Origin of the sequence: Marinobacter sp. UBA2498, from assembly GCF_002341575.1 — a bacterium.
GTDB lineage: Bacteria > Pseudomonadota > Gammaproteobacteria > Pseudomonadales > Oleiphilaceae > Marinobacter > Marinobacter manganoxydans.
This window is the reverse complement of the sequence record NZ_DDOI01000102.1, coordinates 12,031-32,135: the sequence shown is the minus strand read 5'-3', so window position 1 is coordinate 32,135 and position 20,105 is coordinate 12,031. Positions and strand designations below refer to the sequence as shown.

Below are 20,105 nucleotides of genomic sequence, written 5' to 3'. Positions count from 1 at the left end.
GAGTGCATTTTTATAACTGCTTAGGTCGTGGCAGATGCCGACAAACAGATGTTGGTCAGCAAGCCTGGTCTCGCCTACGGATAGGTGCATTGGGAAGGTTTGGCCGTTTTTCCGCTGGCCCCGGACATCACGACCGATGCCAATAATTTTTCCAACGCCGCTGCTTTTGTAGTTTTCAATGTATTGGTCATGATGCCGGGCGTCGGGCTCAGGCATGAGCATGGACACGTTATTACCCAATACCTCCTCGGGAGCATAGCCGAAAAGCACTGTCGCAGACTCAGAGAACTGCTGAATGATTCCTTTGTCATCGATAACGATAATGGCATCAACCGCCGCATCCATCAGCGCCGACGCCAGGCCTTGCTCAATCATTGTCGTCGTGCCACCTGGAATTATCCGTCATTTGAACCTAACGACGAGCTCGTGCAAATCGTTCGCAATCTGTTCAATGTTTTTCACGCATTGGGTGGACTCCTCACCTTTGGCCAGGTTGTTGGACGCCAGATCGGATATTTTTTCCACCTGCTCATTAATCTGGTCCGACACCTGAGCCTGTTCTTCCACCGCTGCCGCCATCTGCAGCGCCATTTCAGCAATGTTGGTGACGGACTCGGCGATATCATTCAGAGTGCTCTCGGCCGAGAGCATTTTTTCCATGCCTTCGTCTGCTGACAGTTTGCCTTCGTCGGCCTTTTGATTGGCCTCCTCAGAGCGAGAAATCAATTCGTTTACGATGCCATGGATTTCACTCGTCGAGTTGCGGGTGCGGGAGGCCAGACCTCGCACCTCCTCGGCTACCACAGCGAAACCGCGACCATGTTCCCCGGCCCTGGCTGCTTCTATGGCGGCATTCAGTGCCAACAGATTGGTCTGTTCGGCGATTTCCTCGATAATCTTTGCAGCGGAGGCTATTTGTTGAGTCTGTTGCGCCAATTCCCCGACGGAATCGCTGATGCCATGGACGGAACCCTTAAGGGTCTCAATCGCCTCCCGAGTGCCGCGAACAACAGAGCGACCCTCATTGGCAAATTCCTTGGCACTGTCTGCTCGCTCTGCGGTTGATTGAACATTTGATGAGACTTCAGCAATCGTTTGAGACATCTCGTGCACGGCCGCTGCAACCTGTTCGGTCTCGGACTGCTGCTGCTTCAGGGCCTCCTGTGCTTCGAAACTGACCTCCCGACCTTTAACAGAGTGCAGCCTCATCTCATCGGCAGAATCTTCAAGTCTGGTAAGTACCGCATCCAGGTGTGCTTGTTGGGCTTTCACTGCGACTTTGATGCGCCCAAGTGGCAGGTCGTCATCGGTGTAGCTCTTTGCAGCGAGATCATCCGTAAAGCTGTGTTCAAGTAGCTTCGTGACCGACCCCATTAGTTGCTTACGGGCCAGATGCATCCAGCCGGCATAAGCAATGACGCCACCGGCCAGAACCAGTTCCGAGAAGGTTTGCTGACCGGCCAGGAACAGGGCGCCTGCGACGATGAATACCAGGACAAGAAAGATGGTGGGCGGCTGCACCCTGTGCCACAGAGGAACGCCGGATTTGCCTGCACGTATGGAGGCATACAGTTTTTCCGCCCGCTCCACGTCTTCTCTGTCCGGGCAGGATCTGACGGACTCGTACCCGACCACCTTACCGTTCTCGGTTACGGGCGTAACGTAGGCACTGACCCAATAGTAGTCACCGTTCTTGCGCCGATTTTTTACCAGACCCATCCAGGGTTGGCCGGCTTTCAGATGGGACCACATGTTTTCGTAGGCGGCCGGCGGCATATCCGGATGCCGGACGATGTTGTGGGGCTGGCCGATCAGCTCATCACGAGTGAAACCACTCACCTCGACAAACGCAGAGTTACAGTGGCGAATCTTCCCTTTCAGATCAGTGGAAGAAATCAGTTTCTGGTTAGGCGAGAAGGTTTTCTCGTTATCCGTGACCGGTAGATTCTTTCGCATGACGGGGCCTGATTTGAATGGAAACAGGAATGTTTACTATTTCAAAGTAGGACAATTAATGCAAAAGAACTATAGGGAGTACAGATTAAGGAGCTAAGGAAATTCCCGATTGCAATAGTAAAACTGCCCGGAATTCAAAGCCGAAGCACCTTATTTTCCAGTTGTTCTCATGTGTAACACAAGGTTTCGGTGCCTTTACCCCTAAAGGTTTGGCAACTTATCTTTTGGCCGGTTTCGCGAGCCATTCATGCCCCTTTAACATGCCATGCCAGTAAAGGGTCGGCAGCTGCTTGGCCTTCAGCCACCAGGCGGCTCGGGTAGCCTTGGTGCCATCGTTGATCCATTTCGGGAAGCTGGGCTGGAGTACGCCGCCGTAGCCGAATTCCGCCAGTACGATCTTGCCGTTTTCCACGGTCAGCGGGCAGGAACCATAGCCCAGATAGGCGGCCTCAAGGGGCTGGTCTCGGAGCGTGGCCACCAGGTTTTCCGCCACCACCGGCGCCTGTTTGCGCACCGCGGCGGCGGTTTTTGCGTTTCCGGTTCCGCTCACGTCGCCAAGGCCAAAAATGTTGGTGTAGGTTTTATGGCGCAGGGTATCGTCCTCAAGATTCAGCCAGCCGCCTTCATTTGCCAGTGCGGATTCCCGGATCAGCTTCGGTGCCCGCTGGGGCGGCACGGCGTGCAGCATATCAAAGCTTACTTCGCGGTCCTGGCTGTTGCCCTCGCCATCGGTTGAGCGGAAAACGGCTGTTTTCGAAGGCCCGTTCACGGCAACCAGTGTGCTCTGGAAATTCAGGTCGATGCCGTATTTTTCGACATAGGCTTCCAGGGCCGGGACGTAATCGGCGACACCAAACAAGACGACTCCGGCGTTATGAAACTGGATATCCACATTGTTGAGCACGCCGTGCTTGAGCCAGTAATCGGCAGACAGATACATGGCTTTCTGAGGGGCGCCTGCACATTTGATCGGCATTGGCGGCTGGCTGAAAAGAGCCCGGCCTTTCTTGAGCTTCTGCACAATGTCCCAGGTGTAGCTGGCCATGCCTTCCCGGTAGTTGGAGGTGACCCCGTTGGAGCCCAGCGCCTCCTCAAGACCTTCGATGCCGCCCCAGTTCAGCTCCAGGCCGGGAGCGAGAACCAGCGCCTTGTATTGCATGGATGAGCCGTCACCCAGGGAAACCTGGTTGTTGTCCTGGTCGATGGCGGTCACCGGTTGCTGGTACCAGGACACGAAACTGGGCATGACGTCTGACATGGGCTTGGAGGTGACCTCGGGCCGGAAAACCCCGCCTCCCACCATCGTCCAGCCGGGCTGGTAGTGGTGCCGGATGGCTGGCTCCACGATGGCAATGTCGATGCTGCTATCCCGTTTGTGGATGCTGGATGCTACCGATATACCGGCTGCCCCGCCGCCCACGATTATGACGGTATGAGTTTTGACGCTGCCCGTGGTGGTTGTGTTGCTGGTCATGCCTCGAACCTCTTGTCTTTGTTTGCTGTGTGCGAGTGAGCTTGAGATATATCAAAGGGTACCAAACCAAGGTTCTATCGTTAGATTAAATAAGAATATTGCCGACCTAAGCTCTAGTGCGTGGCTATAAAGTTAGGAAAACCTAATGAATTGGGATTATCCGAAAGGTTTTGTGTATTTCCTTCATGGGTACTCGCAATTGGAAGAGTAAAACCTATAGCTATATCCTAATAACTAAAGTAAGCAATCACGCGTTTTCAATTCAGAGGAGGACGCACTTATGAGAACGTTGCAGCAATCACCGGCAAAACACGCCGGCACACCGAATGTGGCCGGGTTTTTCGATCCAAGAACGTTCAGTGTCCAGTACGTGGTTAGTGATCCGGAAACAAAGCAGTGTGCGATCATTGATCCAGTGCTCGATTACGATGAAAAGTCCGGCGCAACGGCGACGCACCACGCAGATGAACTCCTGGCATTTATTCGTGAACAGGGCTTTGAAGCTCAGTGGATCCTCGACACGCATCCCCACGCCGATCATTTCTCGGCAGCCCAGTACCTGAAAGAGCAGACGGGCGCTCCAAGCGCAATCGGTGGTTATGTGACCGGAGTTCAGGAACTTTGGAAAGGCATCTATAACTGGCCCGATTTTCCTGCTGACGGTTCACAGTGGGACCATTTGTTCCGGGCCGGGGACGAGTTCCGGGTTGGCAACCTTCAGGGCCGTGTGATGTTTTCGCCCGGCCATACCCTGGCTTCTGTTACCTATGTGATCGGCGACGCTGCGTTCGTGCACGACACCATTTTCCAACCGGATTTCGGCAATGCCCGCGCGGACTTCCCCGGGGGAGACGCCCATCAGCTATGGGATTCCATCCAGGCCATTCTGGCCCTGCCGGACGAGACCCGCCTGTTCACCGGTCATGATTACATGCCCGGTGGTCGTGAACCTGAATGGGAAAGCACCGTTGGCGAGCAGAAGCAGGCGAACAAGCACCTGGCTGAAACCTCCGAAGCCGAGTATGTGGAGCTTCGGAACACCCGTGACAGCGAGTTGCCGATGCCGAAATTGATTCTGCATGCGCTGCAGGTCAACACCCGGGGTGGACGCCTTCCCGAGCCGGAAGCCAACGGCAAACGGTATCTGAAGATTCCATTGGACGCACTCGAGGGTGCTGCCTGGGAATAACCCGGGAGAGCGAGCACACAACCCCTATGCCGGGCCGGTAAAGCCCGGCTTTTTTGTGGGTGAAGAGCTGCTGGGCAGAGTTGAGTGACTTTGTCACTGAAGGCCACTCCCTGGCCGGATACAGTGGTTTCGAAGTTATTCGATCCACCAAAAAGGAGCTTTTCCCATGATCAAGTCAATCAAGGCCATCGCCGCGGCTGCGGTGATTGCAGCCGTACCTTTCAGCGTTCAAGCCGACAGTCATAAAGGGGGTGTTGAAGAAGTGCTGGTGATCCTGTCCAGCGATTCGCTGCAGACACAGGGCATGGCGATGGTGCTTTCGAACACCATGGCCCAGCAGGGAGCCAAGGTAAACGTGCTTCTGTGCGACAAAGCCGGTGACCTGGCACTTAAGTCCTACGAAGCGCCCGCCCTCAAACCCAAAGATGTGACTCCGGGGCAGATGCTGCGCGGTCTGTTGAAAAACGGTGGTGAGGCGAAGGTCTGTGCGCTGTATCTTCCGAACAGCGACTACGGCGAGGACGATCTGATTGACGGCGTGGGCGTTGCCATGCCGCCGGAAATGGCCGGCCAGATGCTCAACCCGAAGATGCGTACGTTCACTTTCTGAGTTTGCAAGCCCGGTGTCCAGTGACCCCGGGCGTTTACATCTGACTCAAGGACGATAGATCTTATCGGCGTTCAGCGTCATGGACCATGGCAGGCCGTCATTCTGCCAGCCATTTACAATTCTCATGCCTTTCTTCTTGCCTTCTTTGGCGCCACTTCCCTGGAAGCCGTGGTCAATGTACTTCACATTGGTGAAACCGCGCTCCAGCAGGTATTCGGCGCTCGGCTTGCCGCGACTGGACCCGGAACGGCACATGGTGATGACCAGGTCATCCCTGGTAAGGCCTTTTTCCTTCAGGGCCTTTTCTACCTGTGAAGCGAACTCCGGATTGGTGTTCATGGCAAACCGACCCTTGTCCTCAAGGAAAGTCGAGCGATCGGCGAGTTTGAACGGGATATTCTTGTCGACCACATCGGTGAAGCCGATAAACATGATTTCAACCGGATCCCGGACATCCACAAACAGGAGTTGGTCTCCCTGCTCCTGAACCATGTCATAGGTTTGCTGTGGGGTGAGGGAAAGTGCCTCTTCCGCCTGGGCGCTGAAGGCAATGGCGATAGTGGCGAGCAGGGCTGTCAGTATATGCTTCATGATGGTTTCCTCCTGCATTGGGGAGGCCCGCCGAACGACGGGCCCCTTATCTATCCGCGAGTCGGATTAAAGCTTGGTGGTGCGGAGATACGGACGGATTTCATTCCAGCCCTGCGGGAACAGACCCTTGGCTTCCTCGTTGGAAATGGAGGGCGGAATGATCACGTCGTCTCCTTTGCGCCAGTCGGCCGGCAGGGCAACCTTGTTGGTATCACCGGTTTGCAGGGCATCGATGACCCGGAGGATCTCGTCGAAGTTACGGCCGACCGCCATCGGGTAGGTCATGGTCAGACGAATCTTCTTGTTCGGGTCGATGATGAACACGCTGCGCACGGCTGCGGTTTCGCTCTCACCGGCGTGGATCATTTCGTACAGCTCGGCCACTTTGTGGTCAGCGTCGGCAACGATCGGGAACTGAAGGTCGCAGTTCTGGGTGTCGTTGACGTCTTCAATCCACTTTACGTGCTCTTCCACGGTATCGGTGGAAAGACCCAGGGGCTTCACGTTGCGGGCCTCGAATTCTTTCGCCAGCTGCGCGGTGCGGCCCATTTCAGTGGTGCACACCGGCGTGAAGTCGGCCGGGTGGCTGAAGAAGAATACCCAGGAATCACCTGCCCAGTCGTGGAAGTTGATCTGGCCGGCGGTGCTGTCGATGGTGAAGTTCGGGGCGGTAGAGCCAAGCAATAAACTCATGATGAATCTCCTGTCGGGTTTTGCTGGTGGAGGCGGGTCGCCTCTTGATGTCGGAATAACAATAACCCGTCAGGAGGCTCTTAGCCAATAAAGTTATATCTATAGAACAAATAGGCTTAACGAATTGAGGACGGGCCTTTCTCAGTAGATCGCTCTACCGTGACGTTTCTTCTCTGTCCTGATAAAGCGATTACTCTGTGGCATGCTTCAGATTGTGCCCATAGTCGCAGGCCCCTTTGAAAATGATCGAAAGCCGAACTTTCGCCCCTCTCGCACTCCTACTGCTCACAGGTCTGCTGGCAGGTTGTGCGTTGCCATCCCTGAAAGACCGCTCACAGTCTGTTGCATTCGTTCAGGCGCAGACGGCAGATACGCGCCTTGGCAGCGCAGTTGGCAGAGAGATTGAAACCCACCCCGATCTCAGTGGTATTACAACGCTGGAGCATCCACTGGACGCTTTCGTTGCCCGCGCTTTGCTCGCAGAGGCCAGCGAGAGATCCCTGGATGTCCAGTACTACATCTGGCGGGACGATATTACCGGCAAGCTGCTTCTTTACTCGCTATATCGCGCGGCCGAACGTGGCGTTCGGGTTCGGTTGCTCCTGGATGACAACGGCATCGCCGGCCTGGACGATCTCCTGGCGGCGTTAAATCATCACGACAACGTCGAGGTTCGGCTGTTCAATCCGTTTGTGATCCGTAGTTCCCGGACTTTGGGGTTTCTGACGGACTTTGGTCGCCTGAACCGCCGGATGCACAACAAGTCATTCACGGCTGACAACCAGGCCACCATCATTGGCGGCCGCAACATTGCCGATGAGTATTTCGGTGTAGGTGACGGTGCCCTTTTCGCGGATCTGGACGTTCTGGCGATCGGGCCTGTCGTGGATCGTGTTTCCAGGGATTTTGATCGCTACTGGGCGAGTCAGTCCGCGTATCCGGCGGATCGGTTGCTATCAGGGGCCGATGAGGAGGATCTGGATGCTATGGCAGCCGATCTTGCTTCCGTTCAACAGGATGCTGAAGCCCGGCGCTTCGTGGCTGCTTTGCAGAATTCAGAGTTTCTCAGGGAATTGCTGGACCGGGAGGTCTCTTTTGTCTGGGCGCCGGTAGAAATGGTGAGCGATGATCCTGCCAAGGCCCAGGGGCTCGAAGGAGAGCAGGGTCTATTGAGCCAACAGTTGGCTCTGGCGTTGGGTGAACCTGAAAAGACAGTGACCCTGGTTTCGCCCTACTTCGTCCCCGGTAATCGTGGCGTCGAGCTGTTTCGCGAGCTTGAAAGCGCCGGTGTGCAGGTACGGATTCTCACCAACTCCCTGGAAGCCAACGACGTCGCCCTGGTGCATTCAGGCTATGCGAAATATCGAGAGGCCTTATTAAAGGCGGGTGTGGAGTTGTTCGAGCTGCGCAAATTCAGATCAGAAGGTAAAGACACCAAGTCGAGCCCTGGCGGCATTGCCGGAAGCTCGGCCGCCAGCCTTCACGCCAAAACCTTCGCCGTAGATGGTCAGTCGCTTTTCGTTGGTTCCTTCAATTTCGACCCCCGTTCAGCGAATCTGAACACCGAGCTGGGTTTTCTGATCAAGAGCCCGGAGCTGGCGACCGCACTTGAATCCGCCTTTCCCGAGAAAGTCAGACTTGCGGCTTATGAGGTTATGCTGGATGAAGACGGCAATCTCCGATGGCTGGAGTTCACGGGTGCAGAAACGATCGAGCACTACCATGAGCCGAATACCGGCCCTTTCAAACGGGCATTGGTGTATCTGTTCTCTCTGTTGCCTGTGGAGCCGTTGCTTTAGTTACGTAATCAGCGCTGTGATTGACGGCCTCGACGATAAGTCGATTTTTTGATGCGTACCGCTAGGGGGGAAAAACGGGAAGGGAATAAACGGGAAAATGGTCGGCGTGGCAGGATTCGAACCTGCGACCCCTTCGTCCCGAACGAAGTGCGCTACCAAGCTGCGCCACACGCCGATCAACGGCCGGTATTATACGGATTCGCTTTGGTTTTACCAGCCCTCGGCGGATAAAAGGGCATCCGTAAATTTGCTCAGATTATCGTAGATACTGACATCGGCGCCGGGTATAGGCCGGGCCTCCAGATGGCGTTCGGTGTCCAGGCCGTTGCCAGTTCGCACGAGTACCGGACGGCACCCTTCGGCGTGGCCGGCTTCCAGGTCCTTGCGGCTGTCTCCCACCATGATGGCCCCTTCAAGGCTGGCCAGGTGGAAGTGCTGACGGATCTGTTCCAGCATGCCGGTCAGGGGTTTGCGGCAGCGGCATTGGTCGTCCGGATGGTGAGGGCAGTAGGCGATGAAATCGATGCAGCCGCCCTGGGCTTCCACCAGCTGTTCGAGTTTCTCGTGCATGGCATCCAGTTCGTCGGTGTCATAGTAACCCCGACCGATGCCGGACTGGTTGGTGGCAATGGCGATACGGTGGCCGGCAATACAGAGCCGGGCCACCGCCTCAACGCTGCCGGGAATGGGGTGCCATTCATCCGCTGAGCAGATGTAATTGCCATCGTACTCGTTGATGACCCCGTCCCGGTCGAGAATGATCAACATCGCTGTGCGCGTGCCCCTTGGTCCGGTCTCAGCCTGCTGTGGGCAGCAGGGAGATATCCGCAACGCGCAGGAACAGGTTGCGCAGGCGGTTCAGCAACGCCAGCCGGTTGTTCCTTACCGCCTCGTCGTCGGCCATGACCATCACTTCATCAAAGAAGTTGTCCACCGGTGCACGCAGGCTGGCCAGTGAGCTCAGGGCACTGGCGTAGTCGCCGTTCTCGAACAGCGGCAGAACCTTCGCGGCCTGTTGGTCGACCTGCTCGGCGAGGGCCTTTTCGGCGCTGTCCTGCAGCAGGCTGGCGTCGACCGTTTCGCCGATGCTGTCGCCACCCTGTTTGGTCAGGATGTTAGAAACCCGCTTATTGGCGCCGGCCAGGGCCTGCGCTTCGGGCAGCTGCCGGAAGGCTTCCACCGCTTTTACCCGGCGGTCGAAATCCAGCGGGCGGGTCGGACGGCGGGCGTGAACGGCCAGGTAGACCTCGGCGCCAATGCCCTGCTCGTCGTAGTGGGCACGGAAGCGCTCCAGCATATAGTCCACCACGGTGCTGGCGGTGTTCTGCTCGGTCAGCACGGTGAAGTTCTCTTCGGCCCACTCGCAGCAGGTTTGCAGGTCCAGCGGCAGTTCGCGCTCGATGATAATGCGCAGCACCCCGAGGGAGGCCCGGCGCAGGGCGAACGGGTCCCGTGTGCCGGATGGCGGCTGGTTGATGCCGAACAGGCCCACCAGGGAGTCCAGACGGTCCGCGATGGCGATGGCACAGCCGGTCAGGGTTGTTGGCAAATCGTCGCCAGCGAAACGGGGCATGTACTGTTCGTTCAGTGCCTTGGCCACGTCTTCCGGTTCGCCGTCATTGGCGGCGTAGTATTGGCCCATGATGCCCTGCAGGTCGGTGAACTCCAGGACCATTTCGGTGACCAGGTCGGTCTTCGCCAGCATGGCGGCGCGCTCGGCGAGGGCCGGATCACTGCCGATGGCGTCGGCGATTTTCTTGGCCAGTGCGGCAACGCGCACAGACTTGTCGTAGATACTGCCCAGTTTTTCCTGGAACACGATGGGCTTGAGGGCGTCGATGCGATCCTCGAGTTTGGTCTTCCGGTCGGTCTCGTAGAAGAACGCGGCATCGGAGAGCCGGGGCCGGATCACTTTCTCGTTACCGGAAACAACCTGTGACGGGTCCTTGCTTTCGATGTTTGCCACGGTGATGAACAGCGGCAGCATTTCCCCGTCGGCGGCCACCACGTGGAAGTACTTCTGGTGTTCCTTCATAGAGGAAATCAGGGCCTCCGCTGGAACCTCAAGGAACCGTTCCTCGAATCGGCCCATCAACGGCACTGGCCACTCGTTGAGCGCGGTGACTTCGTCCAGCAGGTCCTCATCGATGACGGCCTTGCCACCGGCTTCCTTCTCGGCCAGCTCGGTGACGCCGGCGCGAATCTGTTCCCGGCGCTCGGCGAAATCGGCAATCACATAGCCTTCCTGCTTGAGGACGACTTCGTAATCACCCGGCGTAGGTACGATCAGGGATTTCGGGCAATGGAAGCGGTGACCGCGGGTCTTGTTGCCCGGAGTCAGGCCCATGATGGGCGCCTCGATCACCTTGTTGCCGAACAACATTACTACCCAGTGGACCGGACGCACGAACTCGGTACGGTGGCCACCCCAGCGCATGCGCTTGGGAATCGGCAGGCCGGCCAGGGATTGCTCCACCAATTCTGGCATCAGCTCTACGGTGGGCTTGCCCTGCTCGACCGTGCGGTAGACCACCCAGGCACCCTTGTCGGTTTCCAGGGTGTCGAGCTGGTCCGGGGTTACGCCCAGAGAGGTGGCAAAGCCGGTCAGCGCGCGGGTCGGATTGCCAGCGTCGTCGAATGCCGCCTTGACGGCAGGGCCACGTTTTTCAACCGACTTGTCCGGCTGGGAGTCAGCCAGATCCCGGATCCGCACGGCCAGGCGGCGCGGAGCGGCAAAGGCTTCAACCTTGCCAAATTCGATGCCCGCTTCTTCCAGGCCCCGGGCAATGCCCTGGGTGAAGGCGTCAGACAGCGGCTTGAGGGCCTTGGGGGGCAGTTCTTCGGTGCCCAGTTCGACCAGAAAATCCTGTGTTGCCATGGTTATGCGTTCCCCTGTTCCTGCTGTGCCTTCTTCGCTTTCTTGCCCTTCTTGCTTTTCGCCTTGTCGTCGGCGGCCTCAGCGGCGGCAAGGACTTCCTTGCGCAACGCCTCGGGGGCGAGCGGGAAGCCAAGCGAGCGACGGCTGTCGAAGTACGCCTGGGCGACGGCACGAGCCAGGGTGCGAACCCTCAGGATGAAGCGCTGACGCTCGGTAACCGAGATGGCGTGGCGGGCGTCCAGCAGGTTAAAAGTATGGGAGGCCTTGAGAACCTGTTCATAGGCTGGCAGGGCCAGGCCGGCTTCGATCAGCCATGCGCTCTCCCGCTCGTGAACATCAAAGCTATGAAACAGGAACTCGGTGTCAGCGTGCTCGAAGTTGTAGGTGGACATCTCCACTTCCTGCTGGTGGAACACGTCACCGTAGGTGACCACACCGTCCGGGCCCTCGGTCCAGACCAGGTCGTACACGCTGTCGACGCCCTGCAGGTACATGGCGATCCGCTCAAGCCCGTAGGTCAGTTCGCCGGTCACCGGGAAGCATTCCAGGCCGCCAACCTGCTGGAAGTAGGTGAACTGAGTCACTTCCATGCCGTTCAGCCAGATTTCCCAGCCCAGACCCCAGGCGCCCAGCGTCGGGGACTCCCAGTTGTCTTCTACAAACCGGATGTCGTGAACGAGCGGGTCCAGACCCAGCGCCCGCAGGGAATCCAGGTACAGTTCCTGGATGTTGTCCGGTGATGGCTTCAGAACCACCTGGAACTGGTAGTAATGCTGCAGGCGGTTCGGGTTCTCACCGTAACGGCCGTCGGTAGGACGGCGGCTGGGCTGAACGTAGGCGGCGTTCCAGGTTTCCGGCCCGATGGCACGCAGGAAGGTGGCCGGGTGGAACGTGCCGGCACCCACTTCCATGTCCAGTGGCTGGAGGACCACGCAGCCATGCTGCGCCCAGAAATTCTGCAGAGCCAGGATAAGGCCCTGGAAGGTCCCGATATCCGGAGTTGTCTGTTTCGTTGCCTTGTCTGTCACGACGGTTGCCTGCTGATCAGTCTGTGTGTGGCGCCCCGGTTGTCCTTCGGGGCGCTCCGAAAAAAGAAAGGCGCATTATACGCGTGCTGGCTGTGTATTTCTAAGTCAGAAGAAGGTAAGACCCACCTGGAACAGTTTTTCCACATCCCGGATGCGGGTTTTGTCCACCAGGAACAGGATTACGTGGTCGTCCGGTTGGATCCGGAGATGATCGTGGGCGATCAGAACTTCATTGCGGCGCACGATGGCGCCGATGGTGGTGCCTTCTGGCAGGTTGATTTCATCAAGCCGTTTACCGACCACTTTTGAAGACCGGTGATCCCCATGGGCAATGGCTTCGATTGCCTCTGCCGCGCCCCTGCGCAGTGAGTGAACGTTCACAACATCGCCCCGGCGAACGTGGGTCAGAAGGCTGCCAATGGTGGTCTGTTGGGGCGAGATGGCCACATCGATGTCGCCGCCCTGAATCAGGTCCACGTAGTCCGGATTGTTTATCAGGGTCAGGACCTTGCGAGCGCCCAGGCGCTTGGCCAGAAGCGAAGCCATGATGTTGGCTTCATCGTCGTTGGTCACTGCGCAGAACACATCGGTACTCTCGATGTTCTCTTCCAGCAGGATATCCTTGTTGGCGGCGTTGCCCTCCAGCACCACGGTCTTGCGCAGGTTCTCCGAGAGCATGACACAGCGCTCGTGGTCCCGCTCCAGCAGTTTGACCTGGTACCGGTTCTCGAGGGTATGGGCAAGCCGCTGACCGATATTGCCGCCCCCGCAGATGAAGATGCGCTTGTAGGGTTTGACCAGGGGTTGGAGTTCGCTCATCACCGACTTGATGTGGTCACCGGCGGCAATGAAGAACACCTCGTCCCCGTCTTCAATCACCGTGTTGCCCTCGGGCATGATCGCCCGGTCTTTGCGGAAGATGGCCGCCACCCGGGTATCGATCTTGGGCATGTGGGTGCGCAGGTAAGACAGCTCATGGCCCACCAGCGGGCCACCCTTGGTGGCACGGATGGCCACAAGGCGGGTCAGGCCCTTGGAAAACTCCAGTACCTGGAGGGCGCCGGGGTTCTCGATCAACCGGGTGATGTGTTTGGTCACCAGGTGTTCGGGGCTGATCAGAACATCAATGGGAAAACCCCGCAGGCTGTCGAGGTCCTTGGTCTGGTCGCGCTGGTAGAAAAGTTCGGATTTCGCCAGATAGGCGTTGGCTCGTACCCGGCATATGGTGGTCGGGGTCTTGTACAGCAGTTTGGCCACCTGGCAGGCGACCATATTTGTCTCGTCACTGTTGGTGACGGCAATCAGCATGTCGGCGTCTTCGGCCCCGGCCTGTCGCAGTGCCGTGGGATAGGACGCCGCGCCCTGAACGGTGCGGATGTCGAGCCGGTCCTGCAATTCGCGCAATCGGGCACCATCGCTGTCGATAATGGTGATGTCGTTGGCTTCGTTGGCTAGGTTTTCGGCAAGGGTACCGCCGACCTGGCCGGCACCGAGAATCAGGATTTTCATGGTTCGGGTTTCTCCAGCACGGCGTAGAAGAAGCCGTCATGGCTGTCCGGATCCGGGAGCAGTTGCCGCCCCGCACCCATATCGCGTCCCCATTGAGCTTCCGGCTCAACGAGAATGGCATCGGTCTGCTGCTTGCAAAACCGCTGAATTATACGGTGGTTTTCCTGCGGGAACACCGAGCAGGTGGCATACACCAGCCGGCCTCCGGGTTTCAGGATAGCCCACATTGCGTCCAGCAACCCGAGCTGTATGGCCGCCAGGGGGGTAATGTCCGATTCACGGCGCAATAACTTGATATCAGGGTGGCGGCGAATCACGCCGCTGGCGCTGCAGGGCACGTCCAGCAGAATGCGATCGAATGCCTCGCCGTCCCACCATTGGTCGGTCGCAGCCGCATCCGCCTGTTTCAGGGTGGCGTTGAGATCAAGTCGGTCCAGATTCTCCTGAACCCTGGGCAGGCGATCAGCGGATTCGTCGATGGCGACCACTTCTGCCAACTTGCCACAGCCCTCCAGAATCGCGCAGGTTTTGCCGCCGGGAGCGGCACAGGCATCCAGGACCCTCTGGCCAGGCGCCAGGTCCATCAGGGTGGTACACAATTGTGCGGCCTCATCCTGAACGCTGACAGCGCCATCGGCGAACCAGGGCAGCCGGTCGACAGGAACCGGAGTGGCCAGTTGAATGCCGTGGGGTGCGAAGCGCGTTGCCTTTGCTTCGATGCCGGCCTCAGCCAGCAGGCCAAGATACTCATCACGGGCAAAACGGAGGGCATTTACCCGCAGGGTCATGGGGGCCTGGGCATTGTTGGCGTCGAGAATGTGCTGCCAGTCTTCCGGCCAGTTGTGGCGGAGCTTTTCCACCATCCACACCGGGTGGCTGAACCTGGCGGCATCGTCTGCCGGTTCTGGTGCGCCTTCCCGCTCCGCGGCCCTGAGGACACCATTCACCAGCCCGGTCAGATGGGGTTTCTCCAGGGCGCGACAGGCTTCAACGGTTTCATTGAGAACGGCGTAATTGGCCTGTTGGCTGAAGCGCAACTGGAACAGGGCAACCAGCATCAGGTGATGGATGATGCGGTCGGGCTTGCGCAAAGGTTTTTTCAGCCGGCTGTTGAGCTCGCCGTCGAGGCGGTAAAACCAGCGGCAGGTGCCGTAACAGAGCGCCTGGAGAACCGGACGTTCATTGGCGGGCAGGCGGTTCAGTGCGGGCGGCAGGCACTGGGACAGGGACTGGCCATTCTCCACGGAAAGCATCACACCCGCGGCGATGGCGCGCATGGGGTGTTGTCGGTCGCCCATCTCAGCGCAGCTCCTGGCCGGGCATGAGCAGCTCCTTGCCGCCATTGATCAGGTCGTTCACGCTTTGGGCGCGGGAGCCCGGCAGCTGGAGACGGGTGATGCGCAGGGTGCCGTTGCCGCAGGCAATGTCGATCCCGTCCCGGTCCCGTTGTACTACGGTGCCGGGGAAAGCGTCGCTGGCGGTAACCAGGGCCTGGGCTTCGTGAATCCGGATGCGTTGGTCACCCAGATCGGTGTAGGTTCCGGGCCAGGGGTTAAAGGCGCGAACCAGCCGTTCAATCGCTATGGCATCTGCGGCCCAGTCAATATGGCCTTCAGTCTTGCTCAGTTTGCTGGCGTAGCAGGCCAGCTGGTCGTTCTGGAATTCCCCGGTGAGTTCGCCCTTCTGAAGAAGCTCCAGGGCCTTGATGATGGCCTGGCCTCCGAGTTCAGCCAGGCGGTCATGGAGACTGCCGCCGGTGTCGTTGTCCTCGATGGTGGTCAGGGATTTCAACAGCATGGCGCCGGTATCCAGGCCCTCGTCCATCTGCATGATGGTGATGCCGGTTTCCGCATCGCCTGCCGCTATGGCCCGCTGAATAGGTGCGGCGCCGCGCCAGCGCGGCAGCAGCGAGGCGTGGATGTTCAGGCAGCCGTGGGTTGGAATGTCCAGGACCGCCTTCGGCAGGATCAGACCGTAGGCCGCGACAATCATCACGTCCGGATTCAGATCGGCCAATTGTTTCTGGGCGTCGGGCGTTTTCAGTGTTTCGGGCTGGAAGACCGGGATCCCGTGGTCCAGCGCCACCTGCTTGACCGGGCTGGGCTGCAGCTTCCGGCCACGGCCGGCGGGACGATCCGGCTGGGAGTAAACGCCAACAATGGTGTGGCCGGCTGCAATCAGGGCGCGGAGCGCGGTTGCCGCAAAATCCGGTGTACCAGCAAAAACAAGTCGCACGGTGTAGTGATCTCTGTTCCGTTGTATACGAAAAGACCGGGTCATGACCCGGTCCGGAATAGTGTCTGGTTTTGGGCTAGGCCAAAGCCTGATCAGGCACTTTTCTTGTGCTGCTTCTCCAGCTTTTTGCGAATGCGGTTGCGCTTGAGAGAGCTCAGGTAGTCAACGAACAATCTGCCGTTCAGGTGATCCATCTCATGCTGGATACAGACAGCCAACAGGCCTTTCGCTTCCAGTTCAAACGGTTTGCCGTCCCGGTCCATTGCACGGATCATGCAGTGTTCGATCCGCTCAACGTCTTCGTAGAAACCGGGCACAGACAGGCAACCTTCCTGCATGGCTTCTCGTTCGCCGTCCAGCACTTCCACCTCGGGATTGATGAACACCCGCGGCTCGCTCTTGTCCTCGGACAGATCCATAACGATGATCTGTTTGTGCACATTCACCTGGGTGGCCGCAAGGCCAATGCCGGGCGCATCGTACATGGTCTCGAACATGTCGTCGATCAGCTTGCGGTCGGCGTCTGTCACCTCTTCTACCGGTTTGGCAATGGTGCGTAGACGGGGATCCGGGTATTCGAGAATCTCTAGTATCATAGGTCGGTCTTTTAGCCTGTATGTCGGGATGCCCGCGGTATTGTGCCGGCATGCCTTTTGACTTTGCTGCTCTTTGTAACAGTGTGAAACTGATCTCCGAAATGCGACAGCGTACTGCGCAAATTTTCACCTTGCCTCTACTATTATCGGGGCAAGGCCCCAGCTTTCAACGGCTGGAGGGGTTCTCAAGCTTTATAAGACTATTATCCAACAATTCGTCGATTGAGTACAAACTGATCAGTTAATAGTTAAAATCTTTCAACGACGGGATAGAATTTACTGGAAGAACAAAAGATAACATCACAATTTGCGAGACTTCTTCTATAGTAACTGGAATAACAACGTAATAAGCTGCAGGTAACTGACTGCATCCCAACAGAATGCAAAGAATCAAGGCACGCGATCAAGGACTTACACAATGAGGAAACTGCTGTACGCTCTGGCAGCAACTACGCTGCTTATAACCTCCTGGGCTCATGCTGCACCGGAGCTGCGGTCCGATCATCCCGAGCGTTACACCGTAGTTAAGGGTGACACCCTCTGGGACATTTCGGCCCGTTTTCTGAACAACCCCTGGTACTGGCCGGAAATATGGCATGTAAACCCGCAGGTCGCCAACCCTCACCTGATTTATCCCGGTGATCGCCTTGCCCTGGTTTATATTGATGGCAAGCCCCGTATTACGAAGGTTGCCAGCAACGATGTCGTAAAGCTGTCGCCCAAGGTACGTTCCGAGCCCATCGATACGCCCATCCCGGCGATCCCGCTTGATGCCATTGGCAGTTTCCTGACGGACACCCGTATTGTCAGCCCGGAAGAGATCAACGGTGCTCCGTATGTTCTCGAAGGTGAAGACGGCCGGATTATCACCGGTGCCGGCGACAAGCTCTATGCCCGCGGGGAAAAGCCTGCGGACAAAGTGGGTGTATTCCGTCGCAGCAAGGAGTTCCGGGATCCGGATACTGGCGAGTTCCTCGGTCTTGAGGCGCGCAGTATTGCCCGTGGTGATGTCGCCCGGGAAAACGGCGATGTGTTGACCGTAAACCTGACCAGCTCCAGCGAAGAAGTTCGCATTGGCGACCGACTGATGGTGAGTGAAGACCGCCGTCTGACCACCAGCTTCGTGCCCAGTGCTCCCGACCAGGATATCGAAGGGCAGATGATCTCGGTTGACGGCGGTGTGAGCCAGATCGGTCAGTTTGATGTGGTTGCCATAAACCGCGGCACCCGGGAAGGTCTGGAAGCTGGCAACGTGATGGCCGTACTGAAAAGCGGCAACCTGGTTCGCGATCCGGTGACCGGAGAAACCATCGAGCTGCCCTCCGAGCGTGCCGGGTTGTTGATGGTGTTCCAGGCCTACGAAAAAATGAGCTACGGTCTGGTGCTGCAGGCCAGCCGCGTGTTGACGGTGGGTGACAAGGTTACCAACCCCTGATTGACTGACGAACGATAGACGCAACGGCCGGACCAGGAAGGTCCGGCCTCGCTGTTTTCAAGGATGATGCCGTGTTTTCCTCTGCCACAGCCCAATGGCTGTTCCTGACTTGCCTGCCCGGCCTCGGCCGCACCCGTCGGCGTGAACTGCTGGCGGAATTTCCTGACTTGCCCCAAATGCTTTCCATGAATGCTGCAACCCTGCGGGCCGTGGGCATGGCTGCAGACGCCATGGCCGCAATCCAGGCCTGGCAAAAGCAGGATGATGCGCATCCGGCGGTTCGTGAGGTGCGGACCATAATGCACGATTGCCAGAAGCATGCCGTCGGTATTCTGACCTGGGGAGATACCCACTACCCCGAGCAGCTCCGGCACATTCACGACGCGCCCCTGGTGCTCTTCACCCGAGGTGATACGGAGCTCCTGGCACGGGACCAGATCGGTATCATCGGTAGTCGCAAGGCTACGCCCGCCGGTCTGGATCATGCCCGTCGGTTTGCTGCGGAACTCAGCGCCCGGGAGCTACTGGTGACCAGTGGTCTGGCGCTGGGTGTCGATGGCGCTGCCCATGCCGGCGCGCTGGATGCCGGGTTTCCGACGCTGGCGGTGATTGGATGCGGTCTGGATCGTATCTACCCGCACCAACACAGGCGACTGGGTGAGCGGGTGATTGCCCAGGGGTTGGTGATCTCCGAGTATCCCCCCGGTACACCGGCAAGAGCCGCGCACTTTCCACAACGCAACCGGATTATCAGCGGCCTGAGCCGTGGGGTGCTGGTGGTGGAGGCGGGTCTGCGCAGTGGCTCCCTGATCACCGCGCGGATGGCGCTGGAACAGGGGCGGGAAGTATTCGCCATTCCCGGCTCGGTGCATAGCCCGGTTGCCCGCGGCTGTCATCATCTGATCAAGCAGGGCGCCCGACTGGTGGAAACGGTGGATGACATTCTGGAGGAACTGGGCGCCTGGTGGTCCCCGCCGCTTACGCCCAAGCCTGCTTCAGAGCCAGAACCAAAGCGCCATGACAACGGATCCCTGGCCGGCCTGGACAGTCGCGAAATCGCGGTGTTTGAGGCTTTAGGGTATGATCCACAATCAACCGATGCACTGAGTTCAGCAACCGGTCTTCCAGCCGATCAACTCATGCAGTCCCTGTTGCTTCTGGAGTTGCAGGGCCTGGTCAGTTCGGCGCCGGGAGGTTTTCAGAAAATCGCCTGAATCCGGTGTAACCATCTACCCTGATCAATTCTGACACGAGCAGTATGGCCCACTCCCATCCCCTTTCTGACTGGCAACTGCACTGTGCTCGCCGCACAGTGTTCAGTGGCGGTGTTATTGCCTATCCCACCGAAGCTGTCTGGGGCCTGGGATGTGACCCCTGGGATCAGGAGGCGGTGGAGCGGATTCTGGAACTGAAACAGCGCCCGGTCGAAAAAGGGATGATTCTGGTGGCTTCGTCCGTGGACCAGATCCGCTTTCTGCTCGATCCCCTTACCCGGTCGATGCAGGCCGAAGCGGAGCGCCATTGGCCAGGCCCTGTGACCTGTCTGCTGCCAGACATTGAGCGCCAGATTCCGGGCTGGGTCCGTGGACAACACAGTTCCATTGCCGTCCGGGTCAGCGAACATCCTGTGGTACGTGCGCTCTGCGAGGCCACGGGCATGCCTCTGGTCTCCACATCCTGCAATCCGGCCGGGCGCCAGCCAGCCCGGCATATCTGGCAGGTCAGGGGCTACTTTGGCGATCAGCTTGACTGGATCGTACCGGGGGCATTGGGTGGTAATCGCAAACCCAGTCGTATTATTGATATTGTCAGTGGTCAGCAACTTCGTTAGGAGCGTTTATGGCACAGCAACCCGATAGCCAGGCGGTAAAGCAGTACCTGCTGGGATTGCAGGAATCGATCTGTAGCCGACTGGAGGCTGTCGATGACGGTGCATCGTTCATCCGGGATGCCTGGGACCGGCCGGAAGGCGGCGGCGGTGTCAGCCGGGTGATCACCGAAGGCCGGGTGTTCGAGAAAGGCGGTGTTAATTTCTCTCTCGTCATGGGCGATACCATGCCAGCTTCGGCCACCGCTCATCGTCCCCATCTGGCCGGTGCTCCCTGGCAGGCC

At 58.3% G+C, this 20,105-nt stretch carries 19 protein-coding genes and 1 tRNA gene; 7 read left to right on the top strand and 13 right to left on the bottom strand.

Annotated elements, in window-relative coordinates:
* The 3 genes from B2W52_RS14380 to B2W52_RS14370 form a co-directional block, all read right to left on the bottom strand.
* Nucleotides 1–375: PAS domain S-box protein (locus tag B2W52_RS14380; RefSeq protein ID WP_286803648.1), on the bottom strand; the 375-nt coding region annotated here is incomplete at its 3' end.
* 27 nt (nt 376–402) lie between these two features.
* Entirely contained in the window at nt 403–1,956 is a 1,554-nt protein-coding gene (locus tag B2W52_RS14375) for a methyl-accepting chemotaxis protein (protein WP_273069660.1), read from the bottom strand.
* 217 nt (nt 1,957–2,173) lie between these two features.
* Nucleotides 2,174–3,430: an NAD(P)/FAD-dependent oxidoreductase gene (locus B2W52_RS14370; RefSeq protein WP_273017450.1), complete on the bottom strand. Its 1,257-nt coding sequence runs from the start codon at nt 3,428–3,430 to the stop codon at nt 2,174–2,176.
* Between the two features lie 280 nt (nt 3,431–3,710).
* On the opposite strand from B2W52_RS14370, the gene B2W52_RS14365 reads away from it, so the two are divergent.
* Nucleotides 3,711–4,619 (top strand): MBL fold metallo-hydrolase, encoded by a 909-nt coding sequence (locus tag B2W52_RS14365; RefSeq protein WP_273069658.1) that lies wholly within the window; start codon nt 3,711–3,713, stop codon nt 4,617–4,619.
* Between the two features lie 166 nt (nt 4,620–4,785).
* A complete protein-coding gene (locus B2W52_RS14360) occupies nt 4,786–5,229 on the top strand; it encodes a DsrE family protein (protein WP_273069657.1) in 444 nt (147 codons plus the stop codon).
* 45 nt (nt 5,230–5,274) lie between these two features.
* Here the strand turns inward: B2W52_RS14360 and B2W52_RS14355 are convergent, their stop codons facing one another.
* Nucleotides 5,275–5,820 (bottom strand): rhodanese-like domain-containing protein, encoded by a 546-nt coding sequence (locus B2W52_RS14355; protein ID WP_273069655.1) that lies wholly within the window; start codon nt 5,818–5,820, stop codon nt 5,275–5,277.
* Between the two features lie 66 nt (nt 5,821–5,886).
* On the bottom strand, nt 5,887–6,513 hold the full coding sequence (locus tag B2W52_RS14350; RefSeq protein WP_273069653.1) for a peroxiredoxin: 627 nt from the start codon (nt 6,511–6,513) through the stop codon (nt 5,887–5,889).
* Nucleotides 6,514–6,755: 242 nt separating this feature from the next.
* Between B2W52_RS14350 and B2W52_RS14345 the strand changes: the two genes are divergently transcribed.
* A complete protein-coding gene (locus B2W52_RS14345) occupies nt 6,756–8,312 on the top strand; it encodes a phospholipase D family protein (protein WP_273069651.1) in 1,557 nt (518 codons plus the stop codon).
* A 98-nt stretch (nt 8,313–8,410) separates the two neighbouring features.
* Here the strand turns inward: B2W52_RS14345 and B2W52_RS14340 are convergent.
* The 8 genes from B2W52_RS14340 to def all read right to left on the bottom strand — a co-directional run bounded on the left by B2W52_RS14340 (nt 8,411) and on the right by def (nt 16,558).
* Nucleotides 8,411–8,487: transfer RNA gene (locus B2W52_RS14340), tRNA-Pro, on the bottom strand.
* A 35-nt stretch (nt 8,488–8,522) separates the two neighbouring features.
* Entirely contained in the window at nt 8,523–9,080 is a 558-nt protein-coding gene (gmhB, locus tag B2W52_RS14335; protein ID WP_273069649.1) for a D-glycero-beta-D-manno-heptose 1,7-bisphosphate 7-phosphatase, read from the bottom strand.
* 28 nt (nt 9,081–9,108) lie between these two features.
* A complete protein-coding gene (gene glyS / locus B2W52_RS14330; protein ID WP_092032176.1) occupies nt 9,109–11,190 on the bottom strand; it encodes a glycine--tRNA ligase subunit beta in 2,082 nt (693 codons plus the stop codon).
* Between the two features lie 2 nt (nt 11,191–11,192).
* On the bottom strand, nt 11,193–12,218 hold the full coding sequence (gene glyQ, locus B2W52_RS14325; protein WP_273069647.1) for a glycine--tRNA ligase subunit alpha: 1,026 nt from the start codon (nt 12,216–12,218) through the stop codon (nt 11,193–11,195).
* Between the two features lie 105 nt (nt 12,219–12,323).
* A complete protein-coding gene (gene trkA / locus B2W52_RS14320) occupies nt 12,324–13,727 on the bottom strand; it encodes a Trk system potassium transporter TrkA (protein ID WP_008176663.1) in 1,404 nt (467 codons plus the stop codon).
* Nucleotides 13,724–15,025, bottom strand: coding sequence for a 16S rRNA (cytosine(967)-C(5))-methyltransferase RsmB (gene rsmB, locus B2W52_RS14315; protein ID WP_273069645.1), 1,302 nt, complete (start codon nt 15,023–15,025; stop codon nt 13,724–13,726). The genes trkA and rsmB overlap by 4 nt, the downstream gene beginning before the upstream one ends.
* Before the next feature lies 1 nt (nt 15,026).
* Entirely contained in the window at nt 15,027–15,962 is a 936-nt protein-coding gene (gene fmt / locus B2W52_RS14310) for a methionyl-tRNA formyltransferase (RefSeq protein ID WP_273069643.1), read from the bottom strand.
* Nucleotides 15,963–16,054: 92 nt separating this feature from the next.
* Complete coding sequence (gene def, locus B2W52_RS14305; RefSeq protein WP_008176668.1) at nt 16,055–16,558, bottom strand: peptide deformylase; 504 nt, start codon at nt 16,556–16,558, stop codon at nt 16,055–16,057.
* Nucleotides 16,559–16,976: 418 nt separating this feature from the next.
* Between def and B2W52_RS14300 the strand changes: the two genes are divergently transcribed.
* From B2W52_RS14300 to B2W52_RS14285, 4 genes are all read left to right on the top strand, one after another.
* Entirely contained in the window at nt 16,977–17,993 is a 1,017-nt protein-coding gene (locus tag B2W52_RS14300) for a LysM peptidoglycan-binding domain-containing protein (protein ID WP_014578875.1), read from the top strand.
* Between the two features lie 71 nt (nt 17,994–18,064).
* Entirely contained in the window at nt 18,065–19,207 is a 1,143-nt protein-coding gene (gene dprA / locus B2W52_RS14295; protein WP_273069638.1) for a DNA-processing protein DprA, read from the top strand.
* A 44-nt stretch (nt 19,208–19,251) separates the two neighbouring features.
* Nucleotides 19,252–19,824 carry an L-threonylcarbamoyladenylate synthase type 1 TsaC gene (tsaC, locus tag B2W52_RS14290; protein WP_008176674.1) on the top strand — a complete coding sequence of 191 codons (573 nt, stop codon included), beginning with the start codon at nt 19,252–19,254 and terminating at the stop codon, nt 19,822–19,824.
* Nucleotides 19,825–19,832: 8 nt separating this feature from the next.
* Nucleotides 19,833–20,105, top strand: a 273-nt coding sequence (locus B2W52_RS14285; RefSeq protein WP_286803647.1) for a coproporphyrinogen III oxidase, incomplete at its 3' end; no start/stop codon positions are given.